The following is a 16,117-nucleotide window of genomic DNA, read 5'->3' on the forward strand; positions in this document are numbered from 1 at the left end:
CACCTCGGCATGGAGCAGTCAGACCCGGCGGGTCAGACGGCCGCCGCCGTTGCGGAAGCGCGCCCGGCCGTCGCGGACGTCGTGGAAGGAGACGAGGAGCAGTCGCAGGTATCCGTCGAACGCCTCCATCGGGTAGCCGGCGGGCGCGAAGAGGCCCGGCCGGATCGGCACGTAGCGCTGCGGCGGGGCGGAGGTCGTGCCGCCGGCGAACTCGGTGAAGATCCGCTCCTGCGATTCGTCCGCCGGTTCGTAGGTCGTCCGCTCCTCGAGTTGGCCGTCGACGATGGTGACGTCGATGCGGAGCTGGTTGGAGCGGTAGGTGCCCACGTAGGGGGCGAGGTCGACGTCCTGCTCCGCTTCGGTGACCAGGGTGGGGATCTGGACGCCGAGATGCGCGCTCAGGAGCCACTGCAGCATCTGGTCCTGCAGCATGATCGCCCCTGGGTTGTTGCCGAAGGCGGTGAAGACCAGGTCGTGTTCGGGGACGACGCACAGGATGGACACGCCGCCGGGCGACGCGCCGGACATGGCCAGGACGGTCGTGTCGCCGAACGGGTATCGCACCCAGCCCAGGCCCATCGGCGGGACGTTCGGGGTCGCCATGTCGTGCGAGACCTGCTGCATCAGCGCGGTCGACGCGGCAGACAGGACGCGTGCGCCGGACGGCGACACACCGCCGGCGAGGTGGGTGCGTCCGAAGGCGAGCAGGTCGGCGATAGTGCCGATCGGCGTGCTGCCGGCCGGTCCCCAGGTGTCGGGCAGCATGAACAGGCCGGTGGGCCTGGCCGCCATGGTCTCGGGGTCGAGGAAGTGGCCGACGGCCGTGCTGCGCAGGATGGCCTGTTCTGCTGAGGTGCTGGAGTTCTTCATGCCCACGGGTGCGTAGATGTCGCGCTGGAGCAGGTCGGGAAAGGGCAGGCCGGTCACCACTTCCAGCAGGCGGCCCGCGACGATCATGCCGCCGTTGGAGTAGCTGAGCTGCTCGCCGGGTTCGAACAGGGTGCCGCAGTTGCTCGCGAGGCCGCTGACGTAGGTCTTCAGGGCGTCGCGGCCCTTGTCGTCGGGGAAGTACAGATCCGCGTCGATGCCGTTGGTGTGTGAGATCAGGTGCCTGACCAGGATCCTGTCCGCCGCGCCCGGTGCGGTGAGCCCGAATTCCGGGAGGTGCTTCGCCACCGGGGTGTCGAGGTCCAGCAGCCCGCGGTCGGCTTGCTGGAGGACCAGGGTGGTGGTCAGGACCTTGGTGACGGAGCCGAAGAGGAACCCGGTGTCGTGGAGCATCGGTGCGCCGGTGGCGATGTTCGCGGTGCCGTGGGCGACGATGATCTGCTCGCCGGCGTGATAGACGCCGGCGACGAATCCGGGGATGTCGCTGGACTCGCAGTGGGCGGCGGCCTGCTCGCGGAGGTGGGCTTCGATGGCGTGCAGTGCGTTGTCGGTCATGCAGAGCATCGTCCGACCTTGACCCTGGGGCAAGGTCAAGCCCACTCACGCAACGCACGATCAACGAATACCACCACGCCTCTTGGCCGCGAGCCTGGCGGGCGACGCCGCCGTGCCCATGGGCGTCAGGTCACCAGGCCCCGGCGGAAGGCGTAGACCACCGCCTGCACCCGGTCACGCAGGTCGAGCTTGGTGAGGATGCGCGACACGTAGGTCTTGACGGTCTCCTGGCTGAGCACCAGCGTCTCGGCGATCTCGCTGTTGGACATGCCGTTGGCGATGAGGCGCAGCACCTCCAGTTCGCGCGGGGCCAGCGCGATGCCGTCCTCGGCGTCGGGAGCGGGACGGATCCGGGTCGCGTACCTGCCGACGAGTTGCCGCGTCACCTCGGGCGCGAGCAGCGCGGCACCGGCGGCGACGGTGCGGATCCCGTGCAGTAGCTGCCCTGGCGGGGCGTCCTTGAGCAGGAACCCGCTGGCCCCCGCGCGCAGCGCCTCGTACACGTACTCGTCCAGGTTGAACGTCGTCACCACGAGCACCTTGACCGGATGCTGCACCCCGGCGCCGGCCAGCCTGCGGGTCGCCTCGATGCCGTCGAGGATCGGCATCCGTACGTCCATCACCACCAGGTCCGGGTCCAGCCGGCGGGCGAGGTCGATGGCGGCGAGTCCGTCCCCGCACTCGCCCGCCACCTCGAGGTCCGGCTGGGCATCGATGATCGTCGAGAGCCCGGTGCGGATCAGCGGCTGGTCGTCGCAGATCAGGATCCTGACCGGCGCGTTCACGACGAGCTCCCCGCGGGGATGCGCGCCCGTACGGCGAAGCCGCCGTCCGCCCGCCGGTCCGCGCTGAACTCGCCGCCCAGCGCGTCGACCCGATCGCGGAGCCCGGCCAGACCCCGCCCGCTCCCACCCGGAGAGCCCGGAGAACCCGGGCCGTCGGTGCTGACCTCCACGAGGATCTCCCTCGCGCCATGGCGCAGGCGGACCGCGGTACGGCTGCCGCGGGCGTGCTTGAGGGCATTCGTCAGAGACTCCTGTACGACGCGGTAGGCCACGAACTCGGCGCTGCCGGGGGTCTCCGGAGGCTTGCCCTCCTCGGTGAACTCCACCGGCTGCCCGGCCTGGCGGGTCCGCTCCACCAGCGTGTGCAGGTCGCCGACCGGCGGCATCCTGACGTCCGCGTCGTGGTCGGGGTTGAGCAGGTCGAGCAGGTGCCGCAGGTCGGTCATGGCCCGCCGTCCGGTGTCGGTGACGGCGGTCAGGGTCTCGTCGAGGCGATCGGGTACGGCGGTCAGGTAGCGCGCGGCCTCGGCCTGCACGACCATCGCCGTGACGTGGTGGGTAACCACGTCGTGGAGTTCGCGGGCGATGCGCGTGCGTTCGGCGGCCCTGGTGGCCTCGGCGACGTGGCGGCGCCGTTCCGCCTCGGCGACCCGGGTGGAGCGCAGCCAGGATCCGATGCACCACGCGATTGCCAGCCCCAGGTAGAAGGCCACGAACCCGTCCAGGCCCTCGGGCGAGCCGAGCCCGTCGAGCACGACCGCCAGTGCGACGTACACCGCCGTCAGGACGGCCAGGGTGAGCCGCCGGTGATGTGCCAGATGCGCGCCCGCGCTCACCAGCGCCATGGGCAGCGCGGTGCCCGCGACCAGGTGGTAGCTGCCGAGGTGGGCGAGGACGAAGCCCAGCGACACCACGGCGAGGCTGATGGCCGGCCACTGCCGGCGCACGGCGAGGGGCAGGCACAGCAGGGCGAGCACCACAGCGCCCAAGGCGTCGAAGGGACGCGCCGGGAGGTCGCCGACCTGCGTCTCGTGGCCGCGGAGCACCGGCAGGAACGAGGCGATGACGAGCACCAGCGCGAGCGGGAGATCCCGTAACTTGACGTCACATCTGCGCCACAGTTCCAGGACCCGTAGGAGACCGCTCACGGGGAGAGCCTAGTGGCTGTGCCGGCACGACACCGCTCCAACGCGAGGACCGGAAGGCCGCCCCGGCGGTCGCGAAGGCGACGATCCGCCGCGCCGCTCGGCACGGCGGACGTCGCGGCGGCGCTGTCACGAGGTCCCTTTGTCCCCCGTGCGAGCTACCGGCGAATGTCCACCGTGCGGTGACGATACCGGGGCGGTCGCTTCCCTAGCGTTACTTCTCAGTCACGGCGCGCCTCCGCCCCGTTTCTCGCCACACCGCCGCCGTACGAACCGCTCCCCCTGGAGGACATCGTGTTCCGCAAGATCAAGGCATCCGTCGGGGTCACGCTGTGCAGCATCGTGGCCGGTGCCGCGCTCGTCGGCTGCGGCGGCGACTCGGGGACGGACTGGGATCTCTTCGGGTCCACGCGGAAGGCCGATGCCGAACCGATCTCGGGAACCGAGAAAATCAAGGTCGACGGCCAGTCGGTGAACGTGTCGTGCTCCGGGGATCCGGCGGAGGGCGGGCCGGTCGTCATCCTCATGCACGGAGGCGGTGACGGCCTGGACAAGCTGGCCGCCCTCCAGAAGACGCTGAGCAAGAAGAACCGGGTCTGCTCCTACGACCGGCTGGGAGCGGGTGCGAGCGACAAGCCGACCGGCCCGCAGAGCTTCTCGAGCACCGGAAAGGTGCTGACCGGGGTGCTCGACCGGGTCGCGGGGGACAGCCCGGTCGTTCTGGCGGGGCACTCGCTGGGTGGGCTGATCGCCGCCCGGTACGCCCCCGACCACAAGGACAGGGTCAAGGGCCTGGTCCTGCTGGACACCACCTCACCCACGATGGTCGCCGACATCACCAAGGCGATCCCGGCGTCCGCCAAGGGCCCCGCGGCTGAGGTGCGCGCCCAGAACCTCGCGATATTCAAGGGCGCGAACCCGGAGAAGCTCGCCATCACCGACGGCGACGTCCGTTCCGCCGGGAACATCCCGGTGGAAGTGGTCCAGCACGGCGAGCAGTACCTCGCAGCCCTCCCCGAATACGGCCCGCTCCTGGAGAAGGCCTGGTCCGCGGGCCAGCGCAAGTGGCTCGCGCTGTCCGGCAGAAGCAAGCTGAGCACGGCGGCCAAGAGCGGGCACTACATCTACCTCGACCAGCCCGAAGTCGCCGTCCGCGCGATTGAGCGCGTCGCCGCGCTGGCCTCCCCCTGAGCCGGCTGACCGCGTGCACCACCTGGGCGGCCCGGCCACCCGCCAGCATCCCCGGCTCTTCGCCCACTGGGGGCGAGGACGAGATCGACAGGAGCCCGGTGACGGGGGACTGTCACGCCGGGATCTGCGGAGCCCGAGGACGACCTCTCCTCGGGCTCCCCGACCTCAGGACTCCCGCCACCTGAGGGCATCGCTCACCTACGTGAGGACCCCGCTGTCGGTGCTCGTCACGCGGGTCCCGTCGGTCGAACCGCCGCCTTGGAACCACTCGTTGCCGGCGGTCACCCGCGTGCCGTCGGTGCTGTCGGCGGCACCCGCCGCCGACCCCCCGATGACCAGTGCGGCGGCCATGGCGACTACCCACCCGATACGCACGACAATCTCCTCTCGATCAGCGGTCCCCTCGTCGTGGAGTCCGCGTCTTCATGGGAATGTACGAAGGCGACCTGTCTTGAGCCTGTCGGCGCACTGGCTCGGCGTCAGAGGCAGCCCGAACCCCAGATGCCCGCAGGCGTACGCCGCGTTCGAGGCAGCCGCGCCGGCCGCGTGTGGGTGAGCTGGCCGACACGTGGCCGCCCAGGCAAGGGCGCGGTCGTCGAGAGACGCCGCGCCTCCATCCTGCGGCGGAGGGCTGCCTGTACGCGGGACCGCACCGCCGTGGGGCCGCGCGCATGCCATGGTTCCGGACCCTAGGATCCGAGGCGTGGCCAGATACTTCGATCTTCATCCAGACAATCCCCAGCCTCGCCTGATCAGCCAGATCGCCGAGATCCTGCGGGCGGACGGGCTCATCGCCTACCCCACCGACTCGTGCTATGCCCTCGGCTGCCGACCGGGCAACAAGGAGGGCCTCGACCGGATCAGGGAGATCCGCGGCCTTGGCAGTGACCACCACTTCACCCTGGTATGTCGTGACTTCGCGCAATTCGGCCAGTTCGTTCACCTGAGCAATGCGCTGTTCCGCCAGGTCAAGGCGGCGACTCCGGGCGGTTACACGTTCATTCTGCCCGCGACCAAGGAGGTCCCGCGGCGGCTGCTGCATCCTCGGAAGAAGACGGTCGGCGTCCGCATCCCTGATCACGTCGTCGCCCAAGCGCTGCTGGCCGAGCTGGGCGAACCGCTAGTGTCCAGCACCCTGCTGCTGCCCGACGAGACCGAACCTTCGATGCAGGGGTGGGAGATCAAGGAGCGGCTCGACCACGTGGTGGACGCGGTCGTCGACTCCGGCGAATGCGGCCCCACTCCGACGACCGTCGTCGACTTCTCGCAGGAGGAGCCCGAGATTCTGCGCCGGGGCACGGGAGACACGTCCCTGTTCGAATAGGCGGCGGGCAGTGGTCTCGGCGACCGTGGTCTCCGGGCCGATTCGACATCCGAGGGTGGGCCTTCGACCACGTCGGCGTTCCCCAGACCGCCGCCGGCGGCGGGGCGGGCGTCGTCCACGTAGTTCGGCCGGCCTGAACAGGGTTCCGGCCGGCCGAACTCGCCGATACCCGCCACGTCGGCAGGAAGGGCCTAGCCGGCCGGTTCCGCCAGTGGCTTGAGCTTCTCGGGCGAAACCTGCAGTTGGATGACCCCGTCCTGGATCGACCGCGCCTGCCAGACGAGCCAGTCCGGCCCGACCTCACTGGCATCGACGGGTTCGAACGTCAGGTGGTACTGCCGGTCGGTGACGTAGTTGGACGGGCCCTCGTCCTGGGACGTCGCCCGCTCGTACACGACCTGGAGATCACGCTTCTTGATCTCCTCGAGCACCTCGGCCACTGGCCGCTCGTGTGCCGCGACCCCTTGAAGCACCTCGCCGGAGTCCGTGGCAAGAGTCGGGCGCTGGTAGGGCTCTCCCTGCTGTGCGGGTCGGCCGATCTGGAACGACATGGTCCCGCGGAAGTCTTCGGCGATCCGGATGGCGAGGTGGCAGTCGCCCTGCCCGATCTGGCAGCCGGAAGGCTCCTTGCCCGCGGTGATGATCGTACGGCCGCCCGGCGTTTCGTCATCTCCCGGCACCGGGCTCGGCATCGGCCCGCTCCGGTCGCCCCCGACCACCTTCCCGACATCTACCGGGGAGGCCGGAACCAGGCGCAACTGCACATCCAGCCCCACCGCCCTGAACCCCTCCGCATAGCGCTCGTGATCGGCGAGAGGGTCCTTGATCTTGGCCACCCAGTCGCCGTCCGCCTTCTCGATCTCGATGGCGGCACTGGCGTAGGAGGTCGCGCTGCCCAGTCCTCCGGGCACCACACTCGGGCCGATCACCAAAGCCGCCGCCAGCGCCGCGGTCAGCGCAGCGCCGACGATCAGTCCCCGGTTCCGCTTCGGGGCGAACGCGAGCGAGCGCCGGCGGTTCGACCGGACCGGTGCTGCCGGGTGCTCCGATCGCCAGCCGATGGACGCGGCCAGCTCGTCCGGGTCGGGCGCGGTTACCTCGGCGCGCATGTGCCGGAGCAGCTTCATCTCATCCATCGGATACCTCTCCCAGAGCTTTGCGAAGTTTGGCGCGGGTTCTGTTCAGCCGCGAGCGGACCGTTCCCACCGGGATGCCGAGCACGTCGGCGACCTGCTGGTACGACAGCTCGCCCCAGGCGATCAGCAGCAGCAGGTCGCGATCGGCCTTGCGCAGCCCGGCCAGCGCCTTGGCCAGGCGCGGAGTCGTGGTTGCCGCGGCGACCTGGTTGACGACGAGGTCGGCGTGGCCCTCGGTGACAGGGTCGACGCCGGTACGTGCGAGCGCACGATAGAGCCGTGCCTCTGAACGGTGGTGACGGCGTATCAGGTTGGTGGCGATGGTCCACAACCACGACAACGTGTCCCCGCGGGCGGGGTCGTAGCTGTGGCGGTGCTGAAGCGCCTGGTGGAAGGTCGCGGCGACGATGTCGTCGGCGAGGTGGCCGCCCAACCGCCGGGCGGCGTAGCGGTGCAGCGGTGGTGCGTGCCGGCGGAACAGATCGTCGAAGGAGCGGGGGTCATCAAGTGATGAGGGTCTCAGTAACGCCTCATCCCATTCTTCAGGTATGACGTCAGGGGTACTCACACACGGCCATCCACGTCTCGTTGTGGTCGATACACCTATCACTAGCCCGCTGGGCATCCTCCGGTTCCCTGTGCGTGCCAGAAACTTGGCCGCCCTGTGCGACCTGCGCGTATTCACGGATCAGCCCGCCGAAGTGGGCGCGTCGGATGCCTTCGACATCGTCCTCGGCCGGATCGGGAAGGGCGCTCGCTGCGGGGCGGCCCGGTCGAGGCCAAGCCAAGGTACCGCTATCGCGCTGGAACTGCCCGGACCTGTCCGGCGGGGCCGCCCGACAACACCTCAGCCATCAGGAGCCCGCTAAGATCCCAGGTCCCTTGCACGTTTGGTTGACAAATCGAGAGCGGTGGGACCGTTGGCGGCAGATCTGTCCGACTCCAAGGTGGCGCACCTGTATGAGGAAAGGTGCATCGTCAGGGTTCGCAGCGTGGACGACCTACGCGCGGTGGCTCTGGAGGCCGTGGCGGACAGCACGGCATCGGTGACCTACCGATCCATCCATGGCGGCCCTGTCACGGCGACGGACGAAATTTTCCGGCTGCTCGACACCCTTCTCGAAAAGCGCCTGCCGGAGGCGTTCACGCCGCTGGAAGAGCGCAAGCATTGGGACGACGACGACGAAGAAGCCGGGCCCCTCCCGGCCGGGCCAGGACCCTACGGTTCGGGTGTGCGGGCCCTGGGATCTGCCGGTGAGCAGATCATCCTCACCTCCAGCGGGAATCTTGACCTGCCCGCCGGGTTCGGGTTCGAAGACGGCGGTTCAGACGACGATGCCCCGCATCGCCGAGAACCGTGGCAGGAAGTGACCGGTGACCCCGACCTCCTGACGGCCTGGCTGATCGGCCGGATGCGCTGGACGATGAACGATGGCGACTACGACGAGCTTCCGCGTACCGAGCAGGGGCGAATCCAGCTTGCCGAGACACAAGCCGGCCGAGCAGCGCTGGCCGACCAGCTCCTCACCTCGTTCCCGCCGGAACGAAGCCGGTACTTCGTCGGCGCACATGCCGGTTGGGACCGTTGGTCTGAGGACTACCTGTCCCGCGACGAGGTGATCGCATTCGCCTCCGAAGACCACGTGGCGGTTCTCTGGCTCGCCTTGTACCGCTATTACGGGTGACGCTCGACGTCGTGCGAAACCGCAGGCCGCGGGCGCAGGCCAAGGGCCTTGTAGATGGCCTCTGTCGCGGTGCCGTCCCGGACGATCACCCGGTCGATGCCCGCCTCCCGGGCGTTGCGCAGAAGTTCGATCTTGAGCACCTGCTCCACCCACGCCGCGTGGGTCGGCTCCATCCAGGTCACGACGTCGCGTGGGACATCGCCGGTTGCGTCGATGATCGAGATGCCGACGGTCTCGTAGCCTCTGCACGCGACGACGACGAGGCTCTCGTCGCGGATCGTGAAGGGCATCACGTCGATGCCACCGCAGATCATGGCGGATTGGAGGAGGTCTCCGACCGCCAGGCCGAGCTGAGTCGACCGGGCGCTCTTGTCCGCGAGACTCGGGAAGCGGTACGTGGCGGCGGTCGCGCGGTGCGTCTCGATCCAGAACTTGTCGGCGTCGAAGTCGGTCAGGTCATATTCCTGGCCCTGTCGACTGGTCATTCGTCTGTGCTCCCTGCACGCCCCGCTATGGCAGCGGTGCCCGCGACCGCCGGGCGCATGACGGCCGCGGGCATGCTGGGCTGACTGGTGTCAGCGATGCCGGGCGGTTGCCTCCCGGCATGGGGAAGACGCCGGGTCGCGCGGAAACGTGAGATCGGGGCCCGGTTTCAGGATCGCCGACGGCCGTCGGCGGGGATCGCCACGAGCTTGCCCATGAAGGGTCACGAGGTCCAGATCCCGGAGCTGCCCCGTCGATGCGAGCCGAGCAGATGGGTGTCGACGATGCCGATCGCCTCCATGAGCGCGTACATGGTGGTCGGGCCGACGAAGGCGAATCCGCGTCGGCGCAGTTCCTTCGACAACGCGACCGACTCCGCGGACTTCGTGGGGATCTCCGCAAAGGTCTGGGGGCAGGGCGTGCTCTCGGGCCGGAAGGACCACACCAACTCGGCCAGGCCCATCTCCTCACGCAGCATGATGGTGGCGCGGGCATTGGTGATGGTCGCCTGGATCTTCCGCCGGTTGCGCACGATGCCGACGTCGTCCATCAACCGCTCGACATCGGTCTCGGTGTACGCGGCGATCACGTCCGGGTGGAAGTCGTCGAACGCCGCACGGAACGCGGGCCGCTTGCGGAGGATCGTTGCCCAGGACAGACCCGCCTGAAATCCTTCGAGACTGATGCGCTCGTAGACGCCGCGTTCGTCCGTGACCGGCATGCCCCACTCTGTGTCGTAGTAGTCGCGCAGCAGAGGGGCGGCGGCTGCCCATGCGGGCCGGGCGAGCCCGTCGTCGCCGACGACGACGCCAGGGTCGGCGGTGGCGCTGGTGGCATCCTGTGTCATTCGATCACCCGTCAAGCCTGGTCATGCGCATCGTGACGTTGATCCGGCCGCGACCGACGGCGCTGTCATCGCTTGCCCTCCGCGTGGGTGAGGCGCACGAGCGAATCGTCCGCGACGAGCCAGGAGCTACCGTCCGCGCCCGCGCCGGCCAGGCCGTCCAGCTCGGCCAGTCCGACGAGAGCGAGAGTGCGCGGGTCGCCGACTCCGGCGGTCGCGAGGGTGCGGGCGGGGCTCCAGCGCGTCGACCACAGCAACCGCCGGGTCATCTGGGCCCAACCGATCGCCGGCCCGACCATCACCCACAGGTCGGGGTCGGCGGCGGCGAACCGTGACGCATGACGCAGCCAGGAGGCCCCGGTCTCGGGCCAGGTGATCGTATCGAGAGTTGCGCCTCCTGCACGATCCCAGGCCGATGCGATCAGGCGTGAGGTCGCAAGGGCATGCGGGGTACGGCCGGAGCCGATCACGACAGTACGCGCACGGCGGTCGCGGGCGATTCCGATGACGGTCGCGATCTCGGCGTCCGTAGCCGTCAGGTCCGCATCATGACTCGCCGACGCCTTCAGCAAGGGGCTGGTCAGGGCTTTCATCGTTCGCCGTCCTCCCGGTCGGTCCGCCACTTCTGATAACGGTCCCTGCAACAGACCCCGCAGGGGCGGAACCCGGCGGCCACCGCCGTGTCCTCGTCGGCGAAGAAGACCCGGTGCTTCACGTAGCGGCCACGAGCGATTGCGCGCAGCGCGGCGGGACAGTCGAGCCGCCCGTAGATCTTCGAGCTGCGATGGCCGCCCCACAGCCCCTTGACCGCAGACCGATAGGGACAGCCGTCCGCCCCCAGCAGGGTGTACGTCTTCGTCGCGTCGCTCATGCGGCGTCGTGGAAGACGAGAGCGAGGGTGTGACGTTCGCCGGACCGGATGGCGGACACGCCGTGCCGAACCGGCGCGGCGGACCATCCGCGGGCGGACCTGACGGGTCGGTCGCGGGTGGTGAAGAGGTATCCGTGACCGTGCGGCAGCAGCGTGGCGGTGCCCCGAGACTGGGCGCGCGGGCGCTGTTCCAGCAGCAGGAACTCGCCGCCCGTGTGATCCACGCCGGGCTCGTTGAGGTTGATCACGACCTGCAGCGGGAACACGAGGTCGCCGTACAGGTCGCGATGCAGAGCGTTCCAATCCTTCTCGCCGTAGTGGAGCAGGATCGCCGAAGACTTCGTCTGGCCGGCGTCGTGGCACATCCGAAGCCACTCATCAAGCGAGTCCGGCCACGGCGCGGGCCGGCCGAGCTTGGTCCACCAGTCGCGGGCGATGGGGAGCAGTCGCGGGTACAGCGCCTGCTTGAGCCGCTCGATCGGCTCCGGGTACGGCGCGTTGAAGTATCGGTACCGGCCCTCGCCGAAGCGGTGCCGGCCCATGTCGACGGTGCTGCGGAACAGGTCGTCCTGCCCGTACAGCTCCCTGATCTGCACGGTCTCCGCCGGGGTCAGCAGCCGCGGCAGCAGTGCGCCGCCGTACTCGTTGACCTCGGTGGTGATCGCCTCCCAGTCGCCGGACTCGACGCGGCCGCACCACCGATCCGGCTTCCTTCCGGTCGCCTTCGCGGTGCTCATGCCGCGGCCTCCAGGTTCAGCAGCATGGTCTTGGCCTCGAGTCCGCCGATGTAACCGCCGAGCGTGCCGTCGGTACGCAGCACGCGGTGGCACGGGACGACGATCGGCAGCGGGTTGGTCGCACAGGCGGTGCCCACCGCACGGACGGCCTTGGGGTTGCCGACCAACTCGGCCATGTCTCGGTAGCTGCGGGTCTGGCCGTACCCGATCTCGGGCAGATGCGTCTGCACCAGGCGCCGGAATCCGCGGGACAGGGACAGGTCCAGCGCCAGGTCGAAGACCTGACGGCGCTTGGCGAAGTACTCGTCGATCTCCCGCGCCACTTCGTCCAGCCGCTTCGGGGCGCGCAGGATGCGCGGGCTGAGCTTCTGGGCGAGGGCCTCCAGGACTCGATCGTGGTCCTCGCTGGCGTACGCCACGCGGACCAGCCCCTCCGGGGTGGCGGCGAGCAGCAACCTGCCGACGGGTGAGTCGATGGTGGTGTAAGCGACATCGACGAGATCGGCTCGCTCTGCCGCCTGCTCCAGACGGCGATGGAGCCGGCCGAGAGTGCCGGCATCCACAGGCGTCGACAGCAGGGCGGTCATGTCGTCATCGTGGCGAATGTCGTTCATGATGATGCTCCTTTCGTGATCGCGCCCGGATACTTCTTCCTGAGAGTCTTGAGCCCGTCCGCGGCGGCTCTTCTGGCCGCCTCGACGGTGCCGCCGAGGATCTCTGCGATCTCGGCGTAGGTCAGCCCCGCCACATAGCGGTAGGCGACAGCCTGGCGTTGTTTGCTCGGGAGCCCTTTCACCACGGCCCACAGGTCAGCGTCCCCAGCGTCCGGGATGTCCCGCCCTGTCGGTGCTTCCGGTACCTCGCCGACCGGCAGGGGGCTCCTCTTCGCGACACGCAGCACGTCGATCGCCTTACGATGCGCGATCGTCACGAGCCACGCCTCCACGTTCGCCGTCTCAGGCAGGTCGGGATAGGCGCGCATGGCGGAGAGGAAGGTCTCCGACCATGCGTCGTCCGCGTCGTGCGCGCCGAGGAGGACCCGGCAGACGCGCAGCACGGTTGCGCCGTGCTGCGCCACCACGTTCTCGAACGGTTGTTTCATGTCCATCCCATTGACGACATACTTTCGATGGCGAACGCGAGTTTTCCGGTCAGAACAACCGTCCAGCGCTGACCGCGGGCGGCTCCTCGAGCTCCAGCAGCACCTGCTTGCGCTTCAGTCCGCCGGCGTACCCGGTGAGGGAACCCTTGGAGCCGACGACGCGGTGACACGGCACGAAGATGCACAGCGGGTTCGCACCCACGGCCTGTCCGACCTGTTGCGCGAGACCGCGGTCTCCGACCTGCTCGGCGATCCGACCGTAGGTGGTCGTGTCACCGCACTGAACGCTCTTCACGATGTCCCAGACGGCATGCTGGAACGCGTCGCCCTCGGCGGCCAGCGGAAGATCGAACTGCCTGCGCCGACCCGCCAGATAGTGGCGCAACTGCCGGGCGGCTTCGTTCAGCAGCGGGTCCGTGGATTCGGCCACCTCGGGGCCGAACGTCTCCTGCGAGGGCCGACGGACGTGGTGCCTGAAGTACAGGCCGGCGATCGTCTCGCCCTTCGCCACGAGCGTGATCGGTCCGAGGCGGGTCTCGATCACGATGTGTCGAGTACTCATCTGCGTTTCCCTTCTCCTGACTGGTAGACGTCCGCCGCCCGCAGAACGTGAGATTTCAGATGCCGGGCGGCTACATCGACGGGGCCGAACCTGTGAACACGGCCTTCACCACGCCTGATCTGATATTCGAAGAACGTCGCCGAAGGCTCGCATGCGATCGAGATTTCCCGGATTCCGGCGCAGCCGCTCTGCGCAACGCCGGACGGCTCTTCAAGGAACGGATTCAATGGCCGATCGTGACCATCTTTACGAACTGCTGTGCTCCTACGATGAGGCGGAGGACCCTCTCCCCGCCTTCTACGCCGTCTGGTGTCAGGGCCTTGCAGAACGGGAGGTCGCGCGCCGCCTGGGCGCCGATCTGGGCTCGGCCACCGCAGCCAGGTTCGCCGACTGCGCCGGCATCGCCATGAACATCCATGACGACCGGGCGTTTCTTGCCGGGAAGGCGGGCGGGTGGACCGCCGTGATCGGAGACCGTGTGTGCGCGAGCGACCCGGCTCTTCGATCGATCTCCCGAGGCGGGGCCAAAGCCATCAGTATGGGGTGGGGGATGAGCGGCCCAGGCGTCCTCACGCATGCGAGCGACGGGGAGGCCGTCACCCAGCGCAAAATCACGAATCCGCTCCCCTGGGGGGTACGCAGATCCGTGACTCGTTGTCGAGTCGCCGGGTGTGGCCATGGGCGTCGAGGTACTCCAGGAGCGGTACGGCGACGCGGCGGCTCGTCCCCAGGGCTGTCCGCGCCTGGCTGATGGTGAAGGGCGCGGGCAGTTCGCTCAGCACGGCCACCGCCAGCTCCGGCGCGTCCGGCAGGAGGACGATGTTCCTCGCGATGGGCAGCAACGCCGCCGCCCGCACGGCCGCCGTGAGGGAGGCGCCGGTCAGCTTGAGTTCGGCCAGGCGTTCGGCGCTGGGGGCGTCGAAGGGCCGGTCGGCGAGGTCGGTCCGTAGCCGGGCGATCGCCTTCTCGACCTGAGGAGGCAGCGAGACCTGCTTCCGATCGCCTCTGAGGATCACCCCCGCCCTGATCGTCAGCGGCTCGGCGACGAGCGCCCGTGCCAGCCGCCGGTCGGGCAGGCCGAGCAGCCGGGCGGCGGCCTCCACGGTGACTCCCTGGTCGCGGTGTGACACCTGCTCCGCCAGGGTCCGGCGAAGCTCGGACCAGTGGCCGGGGTCGGCGAACCAGTCGCCCGTCACCGGCTGCCCACTGGGCGCGGCCCCCATCGCGGTCAGCTCAGCCCGGCTCAGCAGTCCGTGCCAGCGCAGGAGGTCCGCAGCGGTGGGCACGGTCACCCCGGCGAGCGCCGCCCCCCTGACCGCCGCGGCTCCCCGGCGCCGCAGAGGCGCCGGCCGTACGTCGAGGACGCGCACGCCCGCCACGATCGTCCGGCGGCCGGGATCGCGGAGCAGCCCGTGGTCACCGGCCCTGAGCGGCATGGGCCGGGAGAGGGTGAGGCGAGCGGTGTCCGCGCCCAGCGGGCGCAGCCGAGCAGGAACGGCGGCGGAACCCAGATGAAAGTGCAGCTCCCCGCCGATGTCCCCACCGGGCTCCAGCCGTACGTCCGCCGACTCGGTGGTGATCCACGCGTCCGGTGTCAGCAGCGCGGTGCCACGGGACAGGGTGTCGCGGTCGACGCCCCTGACGTTGACGGCGATGCGAGCGGTCGCCGACACCGCGTCCTTCCGCTGGTTGAGCGTGTGAAGGCCACGGACCTGGACTCGGTCCGTCCCGGCGAGGAGTTCGTCGCCCGTCCGCACCGTGCCGTGCGTGAGTGTGCCGGTGACGACGGTTCCGGCCCCGGTGATGGTGAACACCCGATCGATCCACAACCGCACCGGGCCGTCCCGGCGCGGTTCCGGGTGCTCGGCCGCGAGCCGGTCGAGCGCGGCGGACAGCTCAGGCAGGCCCTGCCCGGTCAGGCCGCTGACGGCGACGGCTTCGATCTCCGACAGGCTCGTCCCCTCCAGGTGGAGGCGGGCCTCCGCCAGCGCGGGTCCCGGGTCGGCGAGGTCTGCGCGGGTGATCACCAGCAGACCGTGCCGTACGCCCAGGGCGTGCAGGGCGGCCAGGTGCTCGGCGGACTGGGCCCGCCACCCCTCGTCCGCCGCCACCACGAACATGACCGCGGGACACGGGCCGACACCGGCGAGCATGTTGGTGACGAACCGTTCGTGCCCGGGGACGTCGACGAACGCCAACTGCCGGCCCGACTCGAGCGTGGTCCAGGCGAAGCCGAGGTCGATGGTCATGCCACGGAGCCGTTCCTCGGCCCAGCGGTCAGGCTCCATTCCGGTGAGCGCCCGCACCAGGGTCGACTTGCCGTGATCCACGTGCCCGGCGGTGGCCATCACCCACATGCGTGCTCGGCGGCCGTCGGCTCCGCGTCGATGGCGGGTTCGCCCGGACCTCGCGGTGGGGTGGGGGAGGCGGGCCGGCTGACCTGCAGCCCGGCCGCGGTCCACGCCTGGAAGCCGCCGATCACGTCGGTGGCGTTCGCCAGCCCGATCTGCCTGAGGGTCGAGGCGGCGAGGCTGGAGGAGTATCCCTCGTCGCACAGGATGATCCAGTGGATGTGCGCCGAGGTGGCCTCGGGGATCCGCGCGTCGCAGCGCGGATCGAGCCGCCACTCCAACTGGTTGCGTTCGATCACGATGGCGCCGGGCACCTCGCCGCCGGTGCGGCGCTGGGATTCTGGCCGGGTGTCCACGATGAAGGCCGCGCCACGGCTCGCGGCGGCACGGGCCTCGGCAGGCGGTAGGCGGCGCAGCCCGGCACGTGCCTGAGCCAGTAGCGTGTCGATGCTCATGAG

The 16,117-nt window shown here is 69.6% G+C and carries 19 protein-coding genes; 3 read left to right on the forward strand and 16 right to left on the reverse strand.

Going from position 1 to position 16,117, the window contains the following annotated elements:
• Positions 1-18 precede the first annotated feature (18 nt).
• The 3 genes from ACZ6S0_RS23415 to ACZ6S0_RS23425 all read right to left on the reverse strand — a co-directional run bounded on the left by ACZ6S0_RS23415 (position 19) and on the right by ACZ6S0_RS23425 (position 3,376).
• On the reverse strand, positions 19-1,443 hold the full coding sequence (locus ACZ6S0_RS23415) for a serine hydrolase domain-containing protein (protein ID WP_465921239.1): 1,425 nt from the start codon (positions 1,441-1,443) through the stop codon (positions 19-21).
• A 125-nt stretch (positions 1,444-1,568) separates the two neighbouring features.
• On the reverse strand, positions 1,569-2,228 hold the full coding sequence (locus tag ACZ6S0_RS23420) for a response regulator (protein ID WP_465921242.1): 660 nt from the start codon (positions 2,226-2,228) through the stop codon (positions 1,569-1,571).
• Positions 2,225-3,376 (reverse strand): sensor histidine kinase, encoded by a 1,152-nt coding sequence (locus ACZ6S0_RS23425; protein ID WP_465921245.1) that lies wholly within the window; start codon positions 3,374-3,376, stop codon positions 2,225-2,227. Before ACZ6S0_RS23425 ends, ACZ6S0_RS23420 begins: the two co-directional genes overlap by 4 nt.
• 291 nt (positions 3,377-3,667) lie before the next feature.
• On the opposite strand from ACZ6S0_RS23425, the gene ACZ6S0_RS23430 reads away from it, so the two are divergent.
• Positions 3,668-4,564, forward strand: coding sequence for an alpha/beta fold hydrolase (locus tag ACZ6S0_RS23430; protein ID WP_465921247.1), 897 nt, complete (start codon positions 3,668-3,670; stop codon positions 4,562-4,564).
• A gap of 198 nt (positions 4,565-4,762) precedes the next feature.
• On the opposite strand, the gene ACZ6S0_RS23435 is transcribed toward ACZ6S0_RS23430, so the two are convergent.
• Positions 4,763-4,939 (reverse strand): hypothetical protein, encoded by a 177-nt coding sequence (locus ACZ6S0_RS23435; protein WP_465921251.1) that lies wholly within the window; start codon positions 4,937-4,939, stop codon positions 4,763-4,765.
• 328 nt (positions 4,940-5,267) lie between these two features.
• On the opposite strand from ACZ6S0_RS23435, the gene ACZ6S0_RS23440 reads away from it, so the two are divergent.
• Positions 5,268-5,888: an L-threonylcarbamoyladenylate synthase gene (locus ACZ6S0_RS23440; protein WP_465921252.1), complete on the forward strand. Its 621-nt coding sequence runs from the start codon at positions 5,268-5,270 to the stop codon at positions 5,886-5,888.
• 191 nt (positions 5,889-6,079) lie between these two features.
• On the opposite strand, the gene ACZ6S0_RS23445 is transcribed toward ACZ6S0_RS23440, so the two are convergent.
• Positions 6,080-7,024: a hypothetical protein gene (locus ACZ6S0_RS23445; RefSeq protein WP_465921255.1), complete on the reverse strand. Its 945-nt coding sequence runs from the start codon at positions 7,022-7,024 to the stop codon at positions 6,080-6,082.
• Positions 7,017-7,592, reverse strand: a complete 576-nt coding sequence (locus ACZ6S0_RS23450) for an RNA polymerase sigma factor (protein ID WP_465921258.1) — start codon at positions 7,590-7,592, stop codon at positions 7,017-7,019. The genes ACZ6S0_RS23445 and ACZ6S0_RS23450 overlap by 8 nt, the downstream gene beginning before the upstream one ends.
• Before the next feature lie 424 nt (positions 7,593-8,016).
• Here ACZ6S0_RS23450 and ACZ6S0_RS23455 point away from each other — a divergent pair, with 424 nt between their 5' ends.
• Entirely contained in the window at positions 8,017-8,709 is a 693-nt protein-coding gene (locus ACZ6S0_RS23455) for a hypothetical protein (protein ID WP_465921260.1), read from the forward strand.
• Here ACZ6S0_RS23455 and ACZ6S0_RS23460 read toward each other — a convergent pair.
• The 10 genes from ACZ6S0_RS23460 to ACZ6S0_RS23505 form a co-directional block, all read right to left on the reverse strand.
• On the reverse strand, positions 8,700-9,194 hold the full coding sequence (locus ACZ6S0_RS23460) for a hypothetical protein (protein WP_465921263.1): 495 nt from the start codon (positions 9,192-9,194) through the stop codon (positions 8,700-8,702). The two genes, ACZ6S0_RS23455 and ACZ6S0_RS23460, sit on opposite strands and share 10 nt — an antisense overlap.
• A 221-nt stretch (positions 9,195-9,415) precedes the next feature.
• The gene (locus ACZ6S0_RS23465; protein ID WP_465921267.1) at positions 9,416-10,039 is read right to left on the reverse strand and encodes a DNA-3-methyladenine glycosylase I; all 624 of its coding nucleotides are present in this window, start codon (positions 10,037-10,039) and stop codon (positions 9,416-9,418) included.
• 65 nt (positions 10,040-10,104) lie between these two features.
• Positions 10,105-10,629 (reverse strand): hypothetical protein, encoded by a 525-nt coding sequence (locus tag ACZ6S0_RS23470; protein WP_465921269.1) that lies wholly within the window; start codon positions 10,627-10,629, stop codon positions 10,105-10,107.
• On the reverse strand, positions 10,626-10,907 hold the full coding sequence (locus tag ACZ6S0_RS23475) for an Ada metal-binding domain-containing protein (RefSeq protein WP_465921271.1): 282 nt from the start codon (positions 10,905-10,907) through the stop codon (positions 10,626-10,628). The genes ACZ6S0_RS23470 and ACZ6S0_RS23475 overlap by 4 nt, the downstream gene beginning before the upstream one ends.
• Positions 10,904-11,644, reverse strand: a complete 741-nt coding sequence (locus tag ACZ6S0_RS23480; RefSeq protein ID WP_465921272.1) for a 2OG-Fe(II) oxygenase — start codon at positions 11,642-11,644, stop codon at positions 10,904-10,906. Before ACZ6S0_RS23480 ends, ACZ6S0_RS23475 begins: the two co-directional genes overlap by 4 nt.
• Entirely contained in the window at positions 11,641-12,258 is a 618-nt protein-coding gene (locus ACZ6S0_RS23485; RefSeq protein ID WP_465921276.1) for a methylated-DNA--[protein]-cysteine S-methyltransferase, read from the reverse strand. Before ACZ6S0_RS23485 ends, ACZ6S0_RS23480 begins: the two co-directional genes overlap by 4 nt.
• A complete protein-coding gene (locus tag ACZ6S0_RS23490; protein ID WP_465921278.1) occupies positions 12,255-12,746 on the reverse strand; it encodes an RNA polymerase sigma factor in 492 nt (163 codons plus the stop codon). The genes ACZ6S0_RS23485 and ACZ6S0_RS23490 overlap by 4 nt, the downstream gene beginning before the upstream one ends.
• Before the next feature lie 49 nt (positions 12,747-12,795).
• On the reverse strand, positions 12,796-13,308 hold the full coding sequence (locus ACZ6S0_RS23495) for a methylated-DNA--[protein]-cysteine S-methyltransferase (protein WP_465921281.1): 513 nt from the start codon (positions 13,306-13,308) through the stop codon (positions 12,796-12,798).
• 611 nt (positions 13,309-13,919) lie between these two features.
• Positions 13,920-15,665 (reverse strand): selenocysteine-specific translation elongation factor, encoded by a 1,746-nt coding sequence (gene selB / locus ACZ6S0_RS23500; RefSeq protein ID WP_465921284.1) that lies wholly within the window; start codon positions 15,663-15,665, stop codon positions 13,920-13,922.
• A complete protein-coding gene (locus ACZ6S0_RS23505) occupies positions 15,656-16,114 on the reverse strand; it encodes a rhodanese-like domain-containing protein (protein WP_465921288.1) in 459 nt (152 codons plus the stop codon). The genes selB and ACZ6S0_RS23505 overlap by 10 nt, the downstream gene beginning before the upstream one ends.
• Between the last annotated feature and the right edge of the window lie 3 nt (positions 16,115-16,117).

It is taken from the genome of Nonomuraea sp. NPDC051298 (assembly GCF_055586305.1).

What these genes read in the sequence shown, in the direction of transcription:
- ACZ6S0_RS23415 (WP_465921239.1), bottom strand. Translation starts at nt 1,443, where the DNA reads ATGACCGACAACGCACTGCACGCCATCGAAGCCCACCTCCGCGAGCAG.
- ACZ6S0_RS23445 (WP_465921255.1), bottom strand. Translation starts at nt 7,024, where the DNA reads ATGGATGAGATGAAGCTGCTCCGGCACATGCGCGCCGAGGTAACCGCG.
- ACZ6S0_RS23460 (WP_465921263.1), bottom strand. Translation starts at nt 9,194, where the DNA reads ATGACCAGTCGACAGGGCCAGGAATATGACCTGACCGACTTCGACGCC.
- ACZ6S0_RS23465 (WP_465921267.1), bottom strand. Translation starts at nt 10,039, where the DNA reads ATGACACAGGATGCCACCAGCGCCACCGCCGACCCTGGCGTCGTCGTC.
- ACZ6S0_RS23470 (WP_465921269.1), bottom strand. Translation starts at nt 10,629, where the DNA reads ATGAAAGCCCTGACCAGCCCCTTGCTGAAGGCGTCGGCGAGTCATGAT.
- ACZ6S0_RS23475 (WP_465921271.1), bottom strand. Translation starts at nt 10,907, where the DNA reads ATGAGCGACGCGACGAAGACGTACACCCTGCTGGGGGCGGACGGCTGT.
- ACZ6S0_RS23480 (WP_465921272.1), bottom strand. Translation starts at nt 11,644, where the DNA reads ATGAGCACCGCGAAGGCGACCGGAAGGAAGCCGGATCGGTGGTGCGGC.
- ACZ6S0_RS23485 (WP_465921276.1), bottom strand. Translation starts at nt 12,258, where the DNA reads ATGAACGACATTCGCCACGATGACGACATGACCGCCCTGCTGTCGACG.
- ACZ6S0_RS23490 (WP_465921278.1), bottom strand. Translation starts at nt 12,746, where the DNA reads ATGAAACAACCGTTCGAGAACGTGGTGGCGCAGCACGGCGCAACCGTG.
- ACZ6S0_RS23495 (WP_465921281.1), bottom strand. Translation starts at nt 13,308, where the DNA reads ATGAGTACTCGACACATCGTGATCGAGACCCGCCTCGGACCGATCACG.
- selB (WP_465921284.1), bottom strand. Translation starts at nt 15,665, where the DNA reads ATGTGGGTGATGGCCACCGCCGGGCACGTGGATCACGGCAAGTCGACC.
- ACZ6S0_RS23505 (WP_465921288.1), bottom strand. Translation starts at nt 16,114, where the DNA reads ATGAGCATCGACACGCTACTGGCTCAGGCACGTGCCGGGCTGCGCCGC.